The sequence below is a fragment of the Pseudorhodoplanes sp. genome (assembly GCF_035565795.1).
Taxonomy (GTDB): Bacteria; Pseudomonadota; Alphaproteobacteria; order Rhizobiales; family Xanthobacteraceae; genus Pseudorhodoplanes.
The window spans coordinates 13,482-29,990 of record NZ_DATMRV010000078.1; the positions used below are offsets into that span (position 1 = coordinate 13,482).

The window sequence follows — 16,509 nt, forward strand, 5'->3', positions numbered from 1 at the left end:
GTCGATTCGGCTGGAAAATGCGTCCCGGCGGCGACCCTTTTACAGACATAGGGATCGTTCGGCCACGATAAGATGACATTGAAATGAGTTTTGATTCACTTCTTTGCCAGCTTACAGATCTCATTTAAGTGTTTGATTTCAAATAAAAAGGCCCGCGCTGGAGAGCGCGGGCCGCAGTTGACGTTCAAACGCCCGATCAGCTTTTCGCGAGCGGGATTAACCTTTCAATACCTCGACCAAAGTCTTGCCGACGCGGGCGGGTGACGGCGACACCTTGATACCGGCCGATTCCATCGCGGCGATCTTGGATTCCGCATCGCCCTTGCCGCCGGAAATGATCGCGCCGGCATGGCCCATGCGGCGGCCGGGAGGCGCGGTGCGGCCGGCGATGAAGCCGACCATCGGCTTCTTGCGGCCCTTGCGCGCCTCGTCCTTCAGGAACTGCGCGGCGTCCTCTTCGGCCGAACCGCCGATCTCGCCGATCATGATGATCGACTCGGTCTTCGGGTCGCCGAGGAACATCTCCAGCACTTCAATGAATTCCGTGCCCTTGACCGGATCGCCGCCGATACCGACGGCCGTGGTCTGACCGAGACCTTCGCGCGAGGTCTGGAACACCGCTTCGTAAGTCAGCGTGCCGGAGCGCGACACGATGCCGACCGTGCCGGGCTTGAAGATGTTGCCCGGCATGATGCCGATCTTGCATTCGCCGGCCGTCATCACGCCAGGGCAGTTCGGTCCGATCAGGCGCGACTTCGATCCGGAGAGCGAGCGCTTCACCTTGACCATGTCCATCACCGGGATGCCTTCAGTGATGCAGACGATCAGCGGGATCTCCGCATCGATCGCCTCGCAGATCGCGTCGGCCGCACCGGGCGGCGGGACATAGATCACGCTCGCGTCGGCGCCGGTCTTGTCGCGCGCTTCGCGCACCGTGTCGAACACCGGAAGATTGAGATGCGTGGTACCGCCTTTGCCGGGCGACGTCCCGCCGACCATCTTGGTGCCGTAGGCAATCGCCTGTTCCGAATGGAAGGTGCCGTTCTTGCCGGTAAAGCCCTGGCAGATGACCTTGGTGTTCTTGTCGATCAGGATGGACATCAGTACCGGCCTTTCAATGACGCGGAATAAAGATCGTAATGGTGGGTATGCCTGCCGATGTCACGTCGGCACAGACGATGGGAGACGATACATGAACACGGCAGCCACCATAGCGAGGACGCCAAGAGTCCCAAGCGTAACAGCAATCACCGGACGCTCCCCTGACTGCCACTGACATCGGACCTTTTCGCTTTTCGCCACTCAGCCTTTACGGACCTGTTATGCGGCAGCCTTCTTCACAGCGGCGACAATCTTCTGCGCGGCGTCGTCGAGATCGTCAGCCGGCAGCACGTTCAGTCCGGATTCGCGGATGATCTTCTTGCCGAGATCGACGTTCGTGCCTTCGAGACGCACGACCAGCGGAACCTTCAGGCCGACGTCCTTCACGGCTGCGACCACACCTTCGGCGATGATGTCGCACTTCATGATGCCGCCGAAGATGTTGACGAGGATGCCCTTCACCGTCGGATCCGAGGTGATGATCTTGAACGCGGCCGTTACCTTTTCCTTGGTGGCGGAGCCGCCGACATCGAGGAAGTTCGCGGGCTCGGAGCCATAGAGCTTGATGATGTCCATGGTCGCCATCGCAAGGCCCGCGCCGTTGACCATGCAGCCGATCGAGCCGTCGAGCGCGATATAATTGAGATCGTATTTCGAGGCTTCGATTTCCTTCGCGTCCTCTTCTGTCTCATCGCGCAACTCGGCGATGTCGGGATGCCGATAGAGCGCATTGCCGTCGAAGCCGATCTTGGCGTCGAGGCAGAGCAGCTTGTTGTCCTTGGTGACAACCAGCGGATTGATCTCGAGCATGCTCATGTCTTTGTCGACGAAGGCCTTATACAGCTTGGGCAGCAGAGCGCCCATCTGCTTGGCGAGGTCGGCATCGAGGCCCAGGGCCTTCGACACGTTGCGCACGTGATGTGGCATGATGCCGGTGGCGGGATCGATCGTGATGGTGAGGATTTTCTCCGGCGTGTCGTGCGCGACCGCCTCGATGTCCATGCCGCCTTCGGTCGAGGTGACGATCGCGACGCGCGACGTCACGCGATCGACCAGCATCGAGAGGTAGAATTCCTTCGCGATCGCAGAGCCGTCCTCGATATAGAGCCGGTTGACCTGCTTGCCCTTCGGCCCGGTCTGATGCGTAACGAGCGTCGAGCCGAGAATGCGGGTCGATTCCGCCTTCACGTCGTCGAGCGACTTCACGACTTTCACGCCACCCGCCTTGCCGCGGCCGCCGGCATGGATCTGAGCCTTCACCACCCAGACCGGTCCGGGCAGTTCGGCGGCGGCCTTCATCGCCTCGTCGACGGTGAAGGCGGGAATGCCCTTGGGCACCGGAACGCCGAAGTCACGCAGAACGGCCTTGGCCTGATATTCGTGGATGTTCATTCGACGCTCAGCTCCCAACCTCTTCGCCCCCGGGCATCGCGACTGCATCACGATGCGTTGCGGAGCCGGAACACATTCCCCTTCGCGACGCGCTCCGGATCGGCGGTGCGGCGCTTTCCACCGCGCCGCCGCCGGAACACGAGACTTACTTCTTCAAGTCAGGCGCGATGTTCTTGCACGCGTCGACGAGCTGCTGGACCGACAGCGCCGACTTGTCGAACATTTCACGCTCGGACGAGGACAGATCGATTTCGACCACGCGCTCGACGCCCTTGGCGCCAATCACGACCGGCACGCCGACATACATGTCCTTCACGCCGTATTCGCCATTCAGCCAGGCGGCACACGGCAACACGCGTTTCTTGTCCTTCAGATAGCTCTCGGCCATCGCGATGGCGGAGGATGCCGGCGCATAGAAGGCCGAGCCGGTCTTGAGCAGATTGACGATCTCCGCGCCGCCATTGCGGGTGCGGATCACGATCTCGTCCAGCCGCTTCTCGGTCGTCCAGCCCATCTTGATCAGATCGGGCAGCGGAATGCCGGCGACGGTGGAGTAGCGAACCAGCGGCACCATCGTGTCGCCATGACCGCCTAGCACGAACGCGGTCACGTCCTCGACCGAGACGTTGAATTCATCGGCAAGGAAATAGCGGAAGCGTGCGGAATCGAGCACGCCCGCCATGCCGACCACCATGTTCTTCGGCAGGCCCGAATATTTCTGCAGGGCCCACACCATCGCATCGAGCGGATTGGTGATGCAGATGACAAACGCGTTCGGGGCGTATTTCTTGATGCCCGTGCCGACCTGCTCCATCACCTTGAGGTTGATGCCGAGCAGATCGTCGCGGCTCATGCCGGGCTTGCGCGGCACGCCGGCGGTCACGATGCAGACCGAGGCGCCCTCAAGGGCGTCGTAAGAATTGGTGCCCGACATCCGCGCATCGAAGCCGTCGACCGGCGACGACTGCGCAATATCGAGGGATTTGCCCTGCGGAATGCCTTCCGCGATGTCGAACATCACAACGTCGCCGAGCTCACGCAATCCGATGAGGTGGGCGAGCGTTCCGCCGATCTGACCGGAGCCGATCAATGCAATCTTGGGACGCGCCATGAGAAGATGAACCTTTATGCCTGGAGAGGCCGCGGAAGCGCGGCCGCGCGGTGGTTATCGTGTCCCGCCGTTGGCGACAAGGTTGCGAAGGGCGAACAACGCATGGTTCATTCTCGCTGCTGATATACATTATTCCAGCGAACTCGGGCTTGCCAAGGGCCAGGACCGCAAAAGCATACAAAATTCGGCGTTGCGGCGCACCTTAGATGCTGCGCCTGCGAATGATTCAACCAAGGCTGGAAGCGGAACGCGGAGAGCGTCCGCCAGGTCCTGCCCCGCGGACGGCCAGACCGCCCCATAGACCGCCCCATGGACCGCCCCATGGCCATCCCAAAGTATCGGCGGCCTACACCAAGGCACGCGCGACCGGGCCGCGCCCATCTGATGTTAGATCCAGCACGAGGCGCAAATGCATGTGCTGAGGATGCTCCGAAGGCTGGGTCATCGCATCGGATCTTCGATCTGGTTCATCCCGTTCGTCACCATCCCGCTCGAACTGATCGCGGTCCGCGTCGTCCATGAACTCGACGACCGCCTGAGCTGGACGCTGCTCGGCCTCGATGCGTCCGGCGCAAAGGCAATGTACGACGCCATCATCGCGGCGAACCTGTCCTTCCTGGTGTTCACTTTCGGCTCGCTGCTGGTCGCGGTTCAGGTGGCCAGTGCGCAACTCACGCCGCGGATCATTGCGACCACCCTGCTCAGCGACCGCACGATCAAGTACTGCGTCGGCCTGTTCATCTTCACGTTGCTGTTTTCAGTCAGTACCCAGAATCGGGTCGGCGCCTCTGTGCAGCAATTGCCGGCTTTCGTTGCGGCCGCGCTCGGCATTGTGTGTTTTGCCGCGTTCTTCTTCCTGATCGACCATGCATCGCGACTGCTGCGTCCGGTCAGCGTCCTGTCGCATGTCGGCAACAGGGGGCTCGAGGTCCTCGCCGCGGTTTATCCCGAGCGCGGCCATGACGCGGTCACGCCGAAAAGCGCACGGGAAGCACTCGGCGAGCCCAACGCGGTCATCGCTCACCGCGAGAAGTCCGGCATCGTACTGTCGGTGGATACGCCCGTGCTGATGGCCGAAGCCGAGCGCCTCGATGCCGTGATCGAATTCGCTCCGCAGGTCGGAGACTTTGTCGCGGTCGATGAAGATCTGTTCCTGATCTACGGCCGCGGCGCCATCGATGAAACCAGGCTGCGCGATGCGGTCGAGTTCGGATCGGAGCGCACCATGGAACAGGACCCGACCTTCGCGTTCCGCATCGTGGTCGATATCGCGTTGCGGGCGCTTTCGCCGGCGATCAACGATCCCACCACCGCGGTCATCGCGATTGACCAGCTTCATCGCCTGCTCCGGTCGGCAGGCATGAAACATCTTCACACCGACGAACTGCGCGACAGGAACAGCGGGCTGCGCGTCATCGTCCGGACGCCGAACTGGGAAGATCTGGTTCACCTGTCCTTCCGCGAGATTCGGCGTTGCGGCTCCGACAATTTGCAGGTGGTGCGGCGGCTGCGCGCGATGTTCGACAACCTGCTGCGAACTCTTCCGGCACACCGGCTGCCCGCCATCGCATTGGAACTGACGCTGCTCGACCGCGAGATCGAACAGAAATTTCCATATCCGGAAGACCTCGCGCTTGCACGGATCGGCGATCCGCAAGGGCTCGGCGGCCGCTCCGGCGTGGCTACGTGATGCCCGCCCCCACGACCAACGATGCAGCAAAAGCCCCGCCGTCTACTGGCGCTCAGCTGAACACGCCCAAGGCTGCGGCAATCGCCGGAATAGTGTTTGCGATATTGCTCATCGCGATCTTCGTGCTGTTGCGTAGCGCGGTGCCGGGCAGCCCGACCGAAGGCGGCGATTGGCTCGCGGAGGATTGGCGGCGCGCCGCCTTCGCCCTGAACCTCATTCCGTTCGCGGGCATCGCGTTTCTTTGGTTCATCGGTGTGCTGCGGGACCGGCTTGGCGCGAAGGAGGACCGCTTCTTCGCCACCGTCTTTTTCGGAAGCTCGCTGCTGTTTCTCGGAATGTTGTTTACCGCAGCATCGCTTGTCGGCGCTTTGATCCTGGCCGGCGCCGCGATGGGACCACACAACCTCGCCGGAACGCCGACCTTTTATTTCGCCCGCGCGACCGCGTTCATTCTGGTCAATGTCTATGCCGCCAAGGTCGCGACGGTCTTCATGGTGTCGACGTCAACGGTCGTGATCTACACCCGGATCGCGCCGCGATGGATTGCGATCCTCGGCTATGGGCTGGCGGCCGTCCTTCTCGTCGGCAGTTATGTGTCCACATGGACGATCATCGTGCTGCCGCTGTGGGTCCTGACAATCAGCGTCGCGATCCTGATCGACAATTATCGCGGGCCGCCGCGGGCTTGATTGTCGCCCTCACGTATCGATGATCTGCCCGCTCTTGACCGTATCGACGTCGCGGCGCGGGCCGTGCGGAAGCGCGAGGTAGCTCTGCGAGCCCATCTCGATGAGGCGAGAGACCGTGCGCTGGAATTCGAACAGCTCCAGCCCCTCGTCCGCAACATAGAGTTCGTGCGGTGGCGCGTCCGCGGACGCAATCAGCTTCACCGCATTGTCGTAAAGCGAATCGATCAGAAGGATGAAGCGCTTGGCCTCGTTGCGCTGGGCGAAATGCATCACCGGAATGCGGTCGATGACCAGCGTATGATATTCGTGCGCCAGCCGGAGAAAATCTGCCGAGCCGAGCGGCAGAACGCAGAGATCGGGGAACGAGAAGCGCGCCGCGCCGACCGCAGCCAGCGGCACCCGCAGCTTGTGTCCCTTCACCGTCAGCTCCTGCGGCGCGCCTTGCTGTCCGAGCGTGAGGCGCGACCAGGCTTCATCGAGATCGCGATCGGCCTGAGCGTCGGCGGGCACATACCAGACGCGGCCCTTGACCAGCTTTTCCAACCGAAAATCGGTGCGCGCATCGAGACGCACGACATCGACCTTCTCGAGCAGCAGCTTGATAAACGGCAGAAACTGCGCGCGATTGAGCCCACCCTGGTAGAGATCGTCCGGCGCGACGTTCGACGTCGCCACGACGACCGTTCCGCGGTTGAAGAATTGCGTGAACAGGCGACCGAGGATCATCGCGTCGGCAATATCCGTGACGTGAAACTCGTCGAAGCAAAGCAATTCGGCATCGTCCGCGATCGCATTCGCAGTCAGGACGATCGCGTCCTCGTCGGGGATTTCGCCGGCTTTCGCCCTCTTCCGATAGTCGTGGATGCGCTCATGCACCTCCGACATGAATTCGTGGAAGTGCACGCGCCGCTTCTTCGCCGTGCGGCTCGAATCGAAAAACAGATCCATCAGCATGGTCTTGCCGCGCCCAACCTTGCCGTGGATGTACAGACCCTTGAGCGGCGCCCGCTTCTCGCGGTTGCCGAACAGCCAGCCGAGCGAGGAGGATTTTGCCGCGCGCTTGTGGTCGGCAAGCCGGTCCTCCAGGGCAGCAAGCTTTTCGACGGCAGCGGCTTGCGCTGCATCGGTCGAAATGGCGCCGTCCGCGATCAAGGCGGCGTAGCGGTCGCTGATGGATGAAGTCATGCGGTATCAGGCGGGCAAAAGCGGAAGCGAGGCATAACCGCCACGGGGCGCAGCCTGCAAGGCGAGGTGCGTGCGGCTGACGAAGGTTTTAGTGGCCGCGCCGACCCGATCGGCCCCAACTGCCTGAAATTGGGGCTTGGTCCGGTCTTAAAAATGCTGCATCGCAGCATTAAATAGCGTGGCTGCGGGGGCTGGAAAGAGCACCCCGGCGACGTCTTGGGAGGGACGAGAGGAGGGTCTTCGGCACAACTGTCAGGAGACCAGATGACTGCACTCGATCCGCTTCCCGGCGGAGGCCTGATCCGCAAGATGTGGATCGGCGAAGCGTACAAGTACCGGGATCATTTGCTGCGGCTCGATCCGGAAAGCCGCCATCGCCGGTTCGGCGGCGGCGTGTCGGACGCCTACATCCGCAACTATGTCGACACCTCCATGTGGCTCGATGCCATCGTGCACGGCTTCTTCGTCGACGGGAAACTGCGCGGCGCGGCCGAATTGCGCCCCATCGGCGGACGCTTCACCAAAAAGGCGGAGGCCGCCTTCAGCGTCGAGAACGAGTGGCAAGGCCACGGGGTCGGTTCGGCGCTGCTGGAACGCACGCTGCTGACGGCGCGCAATCGCGGAATCGCGCATCTGCACATGGCGTGCCTCGCCAACAACCGCCGGATGCAGCAGCTCGCACAGAAATTCGACGCCGACCTGAGCTTCGACTTCGGCAACGTCGTCGCCGAGGTGGAAGCCCCTCACCCGACGCCATTGTCGGTGGTTCGGGAACTCGTCTCGGACGGACAGGGTTTCGCAACAGCTATCCTGGACGCGCAATCCCGCCTGTTCAAGGCAACCTGACGTTAACCAGCCAGTATCGTTTGCGGGCGCAATCTCAGTCCTCTCTGCCAGCAGCTTCGGGGGATTGGCGATGAACCGGAATGAATACGACATCAGGGTTCTGTCGACCTGCAGCATGGAAGACCATCACGCGCACCTTCTGCGCCTCGACTATCTCGACCGCTGCCTGTTCTTCTCGGACGGCAATGACGATCGTGCCGTCGATGCGCATTGCCTGCGGCTGATGTCGTCACAGGCAATCGTGATCGGCGCGTATGAAGAGGGCCGGATGCGCGCGAGCGTGGAGATCGTTCCCGATCGCGCAGGCCAGCGTGCCGCGGCGACGTTGATCGCGGAGCGCGACTATCAGACCGACGATCTCGCGGACGTCATGATGGCCCGTGCTTGCGACGAGGCCGCGAAGCACCGGCTCGGGCGGCTCGAATTCGTCGGCATGACCGGGACACCGCAGACGATCCGCCAGCAGATGGCGCGCTTCGCCTGAGCGTTCAGATCGCTTGGCGCGCGGGAACAGCCGTCAGCGGATAGGCCTCTTCGACCAGATAAGGCCCGCCGCCAACAGACGCGCGCGACGAATACAGCACGAAGCGTTCGGCGCGGAACGACACCGACCGGAACGAGCCGCGCTCGCTGAGATATTCTGCGACCTGCCCGCTTGAAGACGCACGCAAGCGCGCGAGCGTGACATGCGGCGTATATTTGCGGCCTTCCGGCGCGAGCCCGACGCGTTGCATCAGCCGCTCATGCTCCGCCTGCAGATCCATGAGCGCCTGCGACGGCGCGACATTCGCAAAGACAGCGCGCGGCTTGCGCCCGCCAAACGAGCCTACACCTTCGAGCCGCAGTTCGAACGGAGCACGGTTCACCGTGTCGAGCATCGACGCTACGTCATGCGCGACATGCGCATCGACGTCGCCGATGAAGCGCAGGGTGATGTGATAATTTCCCGGATCGATCCAGCGCGCGCCCGGCAATCCGCCGCGCAGAAATGTCAGCATCTGCGCGACGTGCGCGGGAATCTCGATCGCGGTGAAAATACGCGGCATCGAGAACCTCCCATTTCCATCACGTCTCAGACGTGACAATCGCGTGACAACGCAGGCGGCACATCGCCTACAAGACCGGATTCGCCGATGGTGCGCAAGCGCCTCAGCCTGGCGCGCGCTTCTTCACGCGCGCGACGAGTTCCTCAGCCTTCGGCAGAATGCCTTTGACGATCGTGTCCACGCCGTCCGCGTTCGGATGCATGCCGTCGCGCAAAGCGAGCTTCGATTGCGCCGCGACGCCATCGAGAAAGAACGGGTAGAACACCACGTCGTGCTTTTGCGCGAGGTCAGGAAAGATTGCCTCGAAATCGCGCACATAATCCGATCCCAGATTTGGCGCCCCGCGCATCCCGGCGAGAAGCACCGGAATGTTGCGCGCCTTGAGTTTCGCGAGAATGTCATCCAGCGCCTGCCGCGTGACCTTCGGCTCAACGCCGCGCAGCATGTCGTTCGCGCCGAGTTCGACGATCACCGCGTCGGTGCCGTCCTGGATCGACCAGTCGAGCCGCGACAATCCGCCCGAGGCGGTGTCGCCGGACACGCCGGCATTCTCGATCGCCACATTGTGGCCTTTTGCCTTGAGGGCGCGTTCCAGCCGCGCCGGAAATGCATCCTGCGCCGGCAGGCCGTAACCGGCCGTCAGGGAATCGCCGAATGCCACAATCCTGATCGGGGCGGGATTTTGAGCGGTCGCGGGGCTTGCAAGCACCACCGCAAATCCGGCCAGCGCCAGTACGGTGAGGGTCAGGCTATGGACTAAACTCTTCATCGCACCATATGTCCGTGACTCTGCCATATCGTCCTGCGAATCCAGGATTTCAATGCAGCAAAAGACCCCGCCTGCCGGACCTGCGGTCACGTTGTCCGGCGTCAATCTGTCGCTCGGGAGCGGCGCCGCCCGCGTTCATATCCTCAAGGACATCGATCTCACGATCAACCGCGGCGAGGCGATCGGCCTTGTCGGCCCATCGGGGTCGGGCAAATCGACGCTGCTGATGGTGCTTGCCGGGCTGGAACGCGCCGACACCGGCTCGATCATGGTCGCCGGTGAGGATCTCCGCCGCCTCGATGAGGACGCGCTGGCGCGCTTCCGCGGCCGCAATGTCGGCATTGTCTTTCAGTCCTTTCATCTCATTCCGACCATGACGGCGCTGGAGAATGTCGCCGTGCCGCTGGAGCTTGCGGGTGTCTCCGACGCGCACGAGCGCGCAGCTGCCGAACTTGCGGGCGTCGGCCTGAAGGAGCGGCTGTCGCATTACCCCGCGCAACTCTCGGGCGGCGAACAGCAGCGCGTTGCGCTGGCGCGCGCGCTCGCGCCGAACCCTGCGATCCTCGTCGCCGACGAGCCCACCGGCAATCTCGACGAGCGGACCGGATCGCAGGTGGTAGAGCTTCTGTTCAAGGGCCATGTCGATCGCGGGATGACGCTGATCCTGGTCACGCACGATCCTTCGCTCGCGCGCCGCTGCAGACGTGTCGTGCGCTTGCGCTCCGGCCGCATCGAGTCGGATGAAGCGCCGGAAGCCGTGCGGGAAGTCGCAAGCGCATGAGCAGGGCTCCATGAGTCTCGTCGCGACACCGGCACGTACAAGTAACTGGTCGATCCCGCTGCGCTTCGCCATCCGCCAACTACGTGGCGGCCTGCGCGGCTTTTACGTCCTGATCTTCTGCATCGGCCTTGGCGTGATGGCGATTGCCGGCGTCGGCTCGTTCGCCGAGAGCCTTGCCGGCGGACTTGCGCGCGAAGGCCGGACCATTCTCGGCGGCGACGTATCCTTCGCGCTGTTCCATCGCGAAGCCAGCGCGGACGAACGCGCGCAGCTGGCGCGCTATGGCCGCGTGTCCGATGCCGCGACGCTTCGCGCGATGGCGCGCACGGCAGACAATCGCCAGGCCCTCGTCGAGGTGAAGGCGGTCGACGGCCTTTATCCGCTCTACGGCACCGCTTCGCTCGAACCGGCGATGCCGCTCCCCGATGCGCTGGCCGAGCGCAACGGCGCATTCGGCGCTGCGGTCGATGTTGCACTCCTGACACGGCTCGACCTGAAGGTCGGCGACCGCGTTACTGTGGGGAACGCCCCGATCGAGATCCGCGCGGTACTGCGCAGCGAACCCGACAAGCTGGCCGGTGGCATCGGCTTCGGGCCGCGCCTCCTCGTCAGCACCGACGCGCTCCGCGCCACCGGCCTGCTCCAGCCCGGCAGCCTCGTGCGCTGGCTTTACCGCGTCGCGCTCAACGGTAATGACGCGACCGACAATGCGGTGAAAGCGATGATCGCGGATACCGAAAAGCGGTTTCCGGACGCCGGCTGGGAAATCCGCTCGCGCGACAACGCTTCGCCGCAACTCGAACGCAACATCGAGCGCTTCACACAATTTCTGACGCTGGTCGGACTGACGGCGCTTCTGGTTGGCGGCGTCGGCGTCGCCAATGCGGTGCGCAGCCATCTCGAGCGGCGGCGCGACACGATCGCGACGATGAAGTCGCTCGGCGCGACCGGCGCACGGATCTTTGCGATCTATCTCGTTCAGGTGATGACGATTGCCGCGATCGGCACCGCGGGCGGACTCGTGATCGGGGCAGCCTTGCCGTTCGTTGTCACGTGGTCCTTCGGCACGATCTTGCCGCTGCCGGTCGAACCCGCGCTGCAATGGGCGCAGCTCGCACTCGCGGCGATGTTCGGATTGCTGACGGCGCTGGCTTTCGCGCTGTGGCCGCTCGGGCGCGCACACGACATCCCGGTTTCGGCGCTGTTTCGTGAAGCGGTCAGCGGCCAGTGGAGCCTTCCGCGCAAACCCTACCTTTTCGCCGCAGCCGGTGTGACACTCGCCCTTGCCGCGCTGTCGATCCTGCTGTCCTACGACAAGCGGATCGCGACGGTGTTCGTGGGCGCTTCGGCAGTGACGTTCCTGCTGCTGTATCTGGTCGCCGTGCTGATCATGAAGGTCGCAGCGAAACTGCCGCGGTCGAAGATCACCGCGCTCCGCCTCGCGGTCGCGAATATCCATCGTCCGGGCGCGCTGACGCCCTCAGTCGTGCTCTCGCTCGGGCTTGGTCTCGCCGTCCTCGTCATCGTGGTGCTGATCGATGGCAATCTGCGCCGGCAATTCCAGGAAGCCCTGCCGGAGCGCTCGCCGGCCTTCTTCTTCGTCGACATCCAGAACAATGACGCGCCTCGCTTCGACGAATTCATCCGAAAGGCCGCACCAAGCGCTGCGCTTGAGCGTCAGCCGATGCTGCGCGGACGCATCATTGCTGCGAATGGCGTCAAGGCGGAAGAGCTGAAGCCGACGCCGCAGGCCGCCTGGGCGCTGCAGAGCGATCGCGGCATCACCTATTCGACCGAAATTCCGCCGGGATCGCGGCTGGTCGAAGGCCAATGGTGGCCGGCCGACTATCAGGGGCCGCCGCTGCTCTCGATGGAGAAGCGCATCGCGGAAGGACTCGGCCTGAAGGTCGGGGATACGCTGACCGTCAATGTCCTCGGTCGCAACATCACCGCCCGCATCGCCAATCTGCGCGTGGTCGACTGGCAAAGTCTCGGCATCAATTTCGTTCTCGTCTATTCGCCGAATGCGTTTCGCGGCGCGCCTCACACCCACATCGCCACATTGACGTTTTCCGGTGAGACGACGGCGCAACAGGACGCGGCGATCCTGCGCGACATGGCGACCGCATTCCCGGCGGTAACCACCGTGCGGGTCAAGGACGCCATCCAGGCCGTCGGCTCCGTCGTCGGAAATCTCGTCCTCGGAATTCGCGGCGCGAGTCTCATTACCCTGATTGCAGCGGCGCTGGTGCTGGCGGGCGCGCTGGCGGCAAGCCATCACAACCGCGTGTACGACGCGATCATCCTCAAGACACTCGGCGCCACCCGCGGCCGGCTGATTTCAGCCTACGCGCTCGAATACACGCTGCTTGGCCTTGCTACGGGCGTGTTCGGTGTGCTGGCGGGCTCCGTTGCGGCCTGGTTCGTCGTTACGAAGATCATGAACCTGTCGTTCGTCTGGCTGCCGCTGCCGGCGCTCGCCGCTGCCGCCGCCGCGCTCGCCGTAACAGTCATTTTCGGCCTCGCCGGGACCTTCACCGCGTTGGGGCAAAAGCCCGCCTCGGTCTTGCGGAACCTCTAGAATTTGCGACATTCAGCCGCGTCCGACTGCGCAAAGTGCGACGTTCGGGACAGAGTATTTTTACCGGAATCCCCTGTATCATTGTGGAAGCTTCGCCATATGAGCGTCGAGTCGCGCAGTAAGGCGATGAGTTTTGGGCGACATACTCAGGGAGTTCGATGATGTCGGACTTTAATCGGAACACGGCCACCTACGACAGGGCCACAGGGCGCGCGACACCCGAAGTCATTGACCAGGGTCTGCGGTCCTACATGCTTCACGTCTACAACTATATGATGCTCGGGCTGGCCATCACCGGCTTTGCCGCGCTCGGCATCTACATGCTTTCGGTGACAGGTGACGTCGCGGCGGCCGCGAAGATGATGCGCAACGGCGCTGAAGTGCCGGCTGCGATCCGCGGCGGCATGTTCCTCACCCCGATCGGCTACGCCATCTTCGTCAGTCCGCTGAAGTGGGTGATCATGCTGTCGCCGCTGGCGCTGGTATTCGCACTCAGCTTCGGCCTCGAGCGCATGCGTCCCGCGACGGCGCAAATGCTGTTCTGGGTGTTTGCCGCGCTGATGGGCATCTCGCTCGGTTCGATCTTCATGGTCTACACCCAGACCTCGATCACCCGGGTATTCTTCATCACCGCGGCGACCTTCGGCGCGCTCAGCCTGTGGGGCTACACCACGCAGCGGGATATCTCCGGCTGGGGCTCGTTCCTGTTCATGGGCCTGATCGGCATCATCCTGGGCTCGCTGGTCAACCTGATCTGGCCAAGCGGCATGCTGCAATTCGTGGTGTCGATTGTCGGCGTCCTCGTATTCGCCGGCCTGACCGCCTACGACACGCAGCGGCTGAAGAACGAGTATGTCTACGGGCAGCTCGAAGGCGAGATGCGTGAGCGCTCCGCGATCATGGGCGCGCTCTCGCTCTACCTGAACTTCATCAACCTGTTCACGCTGCTGCTGCAGTTGCTCGGCCAGCGCGAAGAATAGTCGGACGGCGAAATCGACGCTTACCGAACGTTAAGGGGCCCCGGTTTTTCCGGGGCCCCTTTTTTCGTGCCGGCCGCAAGCCGCTGGAAAACCGTTTCTCCGATCTCTACATTACCGCCGTCGGCCGCCCCGTCGGGGTGCGGCCAGCCGGCCCGGCGGTATCCGGGCTTTTGAGAGGGTTTTTCCATGTCCGATTTCGATCGGAATGCAGCAGCCGCCCGCGGCGGCTACGCGGACCGCGCGGTCGCCTATGATGCGGGCCTGCGCGCACACATGATCCGCGTCTACAACTACATGGCCTCGGCTGTCGCGCTGACCGGCGTCGTGGCCTTCCTGACCTTCCAGATGGTGGGCGGCAACGCCATCACTGTCAGCGGCGGCAAGATCGCCGGCCTGACCCCCCTCGGCCAGTTCCTGTTCGGCGGGCCGTTCATGTGGGTGCTGATGCTCGCCCCGCTGGCGATGGTGTTCGTCCTCAGCTTCGGGATCAACCGGCTCTCGGCCGGGACCGCACAGCTGCTCTTCTATCTCTATGCGGGCCTCCTCGGCGTCTCGCTGGCGACCATCTTCATCACCTACACCGCGAACTCGATCGCCAACGTGTTCTTCATCTCGGCGGCCGCGTTCGGCGCGCTGAGCCTCTACGGCTACACCACGCAGCGCGATCTCTCGCCGATCGGCTCGTTCCTGATCATGGGCCTGTTCGGCCTGATCGTCGCTTCGCTGGTGAATATCTGGCTGAAGTCCGACGGGATGTCGTTCGTCATCTCGATCGTCGGCGTCCTTGTCTTCGCCGGCCTGACCGCATGGGACACGCAGAAGATCAAGGAGATGTACAGCGAGGCCGACGACCAGCAGTCGGCTGGCCGCAAGGCCGTGATGGGCGCGCTTGCGCTCTACCTCGACTTCATCAACCTGTTCCTGATGCTGCTGCGCCTGTTCGGCGGCCGCCGCTAGGACGAACAAGCGGTTCTCAAGAACGCGAACGCCCCGGTCTCCGCCGGGGCGTTTTCTTTTGCTAGGCTCGCACGACGACCGTCTGACCCCGCCAGTCTTTCTGCCATGTCCCTATCCATCACAATCCGCCCTGTCACGCCGGAGGACATGCGGGAGATCACCGCGATCTACGCGCATGCCGTCACATACGGGACGGCCTCTTTCGAGCTCGAGCCGCCGAATGAAACAGAAATGGACGCTCGCCGAAGGGCCCTCGAGAATGGCGGCTTTCCCTATCTCGTCGCCGAACTGGCGGGCCGTGTTGCGGGCTACGCCTATGCCGGGCCGTACCGCACTCGCCCGGCCTATCGCTACACCGTTGAGGACAGCGTCTACATCCACCCGGATGCGCATCGGCAAGGGGTAGGCCGCCGCCTGCTCGCCGGACTGATCGCAAAAGCTGAGGCTGGCGGATTTCGTCAGATGATCGCCGTCATCGGCGATTCCGGACAGACGTCCTCGATCGCGCTGCACCGGGCACTGGGCTTCGCGCCGGCCGGGACTTTCACGAATATCGGCTACAAGCACGGCCGCTGGCTGGACACTGTTCTGATGCAGCGCGCACTCGGCGACGGCGCCGGAACGCCGCCATAGCAACGATCAGCCCCCGACGAGACTCAGCTTCTTGTCGAAGACGCGAAGCACGCGATCGAGCTCGTGCCCGCGGCGCATGATCAGTCCAGTGGCGGAGATGACGCTGTAAGCGCCCTGACGGCGCGACAGCTTCGGATTCTTTTCGATGCGATAGATCGGAACTTCGGAGGACCTGCGAAACACGGAAAAGACGGCGCGGTCCTTGAGAAAGTCGATGGCGTAGTCGCGCCACTCGCCGTCGGCCACCATGCGCCCATAAACGCCGAGGATCCGGTCGAGTTCACGGCGTTCGAACCTGACTTCGGCGGGGGCAGATGCCGTGGCGCCGGGCATGCCCCCGTGTCGCTCGCTCGGTTCGGTGTCGCCCGTCAAGCTCATGGGCGCCTCCTTTTCTGTGTCACACCAGGATGATTGCCGTTGCCGCGCCCGGCCGCAAGACCCGCGCACGACCTGCATGTGTGTTGCACCGAAGAAAAGCGCATCGCCGATGAGCGCGTGACCGCGTGTCGCAAGTCACGGCTTCGTGCTGCGGACCACAATAAGGCCCAAATTCGGTCCAGCGCGCGCCCCTATGAATTGAAATATACGAGGCTCAAGACCCGGTCCGGAAGAGCTTCGGATTCCTCAGCCCCCCAGCCCCCCGGGGTTCCAACGGATCGGGTCCATTGTACCGCGTACGGTTCAATCCCCAATGCTTCAGGCCGGCTCGTCGCCGGCCTTTTTTTGTGACGATGGCTGGCAGGGAGTT

At 63.2% G+C, this 16,509-nt stretch carries 16 protein-coding genes; 9 read left to right on the forward strand and 7 right to left on the reverse strand.

Annotated features, from left to right (window positions below; all coding sequences use genetic code 11):
• Window positions 1-216 precede the first annotated feature (216 nt).
• The 3 genes from sucD to mdh all read right to left on the reverse strand — a co-directional run bounded on the left by sucD (window position 217) and on the right by mdh (window position 3,604).
• The gene (sucD, locus tag VNZ93_RS07965) at window positions 217-1,101 is read right to left on the reverse strand and encodes a succinate--CoA ligase subunit alpha (RefSeq protein ID WP_325702595.1); all 885 of its coding nucleotides are present in this window, start codon (window positions 1,099-1,101) and stop codon (window positions 217-219) included.
• 219 nt (window positions 1,102-1,320) lie between these two features.
• Window positions 1,321-2,493 carry an ADP-forming succinate--CoA ligase subunit beta gene (gene sucC / locus VNZ93_RS07970; protein WP_325702598.1) on the reverse strand — a complete coding sequence of 391 codons (1,173 nt, stop codon included), beginning with the start codon at window positions 2,491-2,493 and terminating at the stop codon, window positions 1,321-1,323.
• Window positions 2,494-2,638: 145 nt separating this feature from the next.
• A complete protein-coding gene (gene mdh, locus VNZ93_RS07975; RefSeq protein ID WP_325702601.1) occupies window positions 2,639-3,604 on the reverse strand; it encodes a malate dehydrogenase in 966 nt (321 codons plus the stop codon).
• A gap of 409 nt (window positions 3,605-4,013) precedes the next feature.
• On the opposite strand from mdh, the gene VNZ93_RS07980 reads away from it, so the two are divergent.
• Both VNZ93_RS07980 and VNZ93_RS07985 read left to right on the forward strand, forming a co-directional pair.
• Window positions 4,014-5,294 carry a DUF2254 domain-containing protein gene (locus tag VNZ93_RS07980; protein ID WP_325702604.1) on the forward strand — a complete coding sequence of 427 codons (1,281 nt, stop codon included), beginning with the start codon at window positions 4,014-4,016 and terminating at the stop codon, window positions 5,292-5,294.
• Window positions 5,294-5,983: a hypothetical protein gene (locus VNZ93_RS07985; RefSeq protein WP_325702669.1), complete on the forward strand. Its 690-nt coding sequence runs from the start codon at window positions 5,294-5,296 to the stop codon at window positions 5,981-5,983. Before VNZ93_RS07980 ends, VNZ93_RS07985 begins: the two co-directional genes overlap by 1 nt.
• A 9-nt stretch (window positions 5,984-5,992) precedes the next feature.
• On the opposite strand, the gene zapE is transcribed toward VNZ93_RS07985, so the two are convergent.
• On the reverse strand, window positions 5,993-7,168 hold the full coding sequence (gene zapE / locus VNZ93_RS07990; RefSeq protein WP_325702607.1) for a cell division protein ZapE: 1,176 nt from the start codon (window positions 7,166-7,168) through the stop codon (window positions 5,993-5,995).
• Window positions 7,169-7,432: 264 nt separating this feature from the next.
• On the opposite strand from zapE, the gene VNZ93_RS07995 reads away from it, so the two are divergent.
• Both VNZ93_RS07995 and VNZ93_RS08000 read left to right on the forward strand, forming a co-directional pair.
• Entirely contained in the window at window positions 7,433-8,014 is a 582-nt protein-coding gene (locus VNZ93_RS07995; protein WP_325702610.1) for a GNAT family N-acetyltransferase, read from the forward strand.
• A 70-nt stretch (window positions 8,015-8,084) separates the two neighbouring features.
• Complete coding sequence (locus VNZ93_RS08000; RefSeq protein WP_325702613.1) at window positions 8,085-8,498, forward strand: hypothetical protein; 414 nt, start codon at window positions 8,085-8,087, stop codon at window positions 8,496-8,498.
• 4 nt (window positions 8,499-8,502) lie between these two features.
• On the opposite strand, the gene thpR is transcribed toward VNZ93_RS08000, so the two are convergent.
• Complete coding sequence (gene thpR / locus VNZ93_RS08005) at window positions 8,503-9,060, reverse strand: RNA 2',3'-cyclic phosphodiesterase (RefSeq protein WP_325702616.1); 558 nt, start codon at window positions 9,058-9,060, stop codon at window positions 8,503-8,505.
• Window positions 9,061-9,163: 103 nt separating this feature from the next.
• Window positions 9,164-9,856, reverse strand: a complete 693-nt coding sequence (locus VNZ93_RS08010) for an arylesterase (protein WP_325702619.1) — start codon at window positions 9,854-9,856, stop codon at window positions 9,164-9,166.
• A 25-nt stretch (window positions 9,857-9,881) separates the two neighbouring features.
• On the opposite strand from VNZ93_RS08010, the gene VNZ93_RS08015 reads away from it, so the two are divergent.
• From VNZ93_RS08015 to VNZ93_RS08035, 5 genes are all read left to right on the forward strand, one after another.
• Window positions 9,882-10,610, forward strand: a complete 729-nt coding sequence (locus tag VNZ93_RS08015; protein ID WP_325702622.1) for an ABC transporter ATP-binding protein — start codon at window positions 9,882-9,884, stop codon at window positions 10,608-10,610.
• A gap of 10 nt (window positions 10,611-10,620) precedes the next feature.
• Window positions 10,621-13,191 carry an ABC transporter permease gene (locus VNZ93_RS08020; RefSeq protein ID WP_325702625.1) on the forward strand — a complete coding sequence of 857 codons (2,571 nt, stop codon included), beginning with the start codon at window positions 10,621-10,623 and terminating at the stop codon, window positions 13,189-13,191.
• A 161-nt stretch (window positions 13,192-13,352) separates the two neighbouring features.
• Window positions 13,353-14,171 (forward strand): Bax inhibitor-1/YccA family protein, encoded by an 819-nt coding sequence (locus tag VNZ93_RS08025; RefSeq protein ID WP_325702628.1) that lies wholly within the window; start codon window positions 13,353-13,355, stop codon window positions 14,169-14,171.
• Window positions 14,172-14,357: 186 nt separating this feature from the next.
• Entirely contained in the window at window positions 14,358-15,128 is a 771-nt protein-coding gene (locus VNZ93_RS08030; RefSeq protein ID WP_325702630.1) for a Bax inhibitor-1/YccA family protein, read from the forward strand.
• Window positions 15,129-15,233: 105 nt separating this feature from the next.
• Entirely contained in the window at window positions 15,234-15,761 is a 528-nt protein-coding gene (locus VNZ93_RS08035; RefSeq protein ID WP_325702633.1) for a GNAT family N-acetyltransferase, read from the forward strand.
• A 6-nt stretch (window positions 15,762-15,767) separates the two neighbouring features.
• Here VNZ93_RS08035 and VNZ93_RS08040 read toward each other — a convergent pair whose 3' ends face one another.
• Complete coding sequence (locus tag VNZ93_RS08040; RefSeq protein ID WP_325702636.1) at window positions 15,768-16,139, reverse strand: DUF2794 domain-containing protein; 372 nt, start codon at window positions 16,137-16,139, stop codon at window positions 15,768-15,770.
• Window positions 16,140-16,509: the final 370 nt, after the last annotated feature.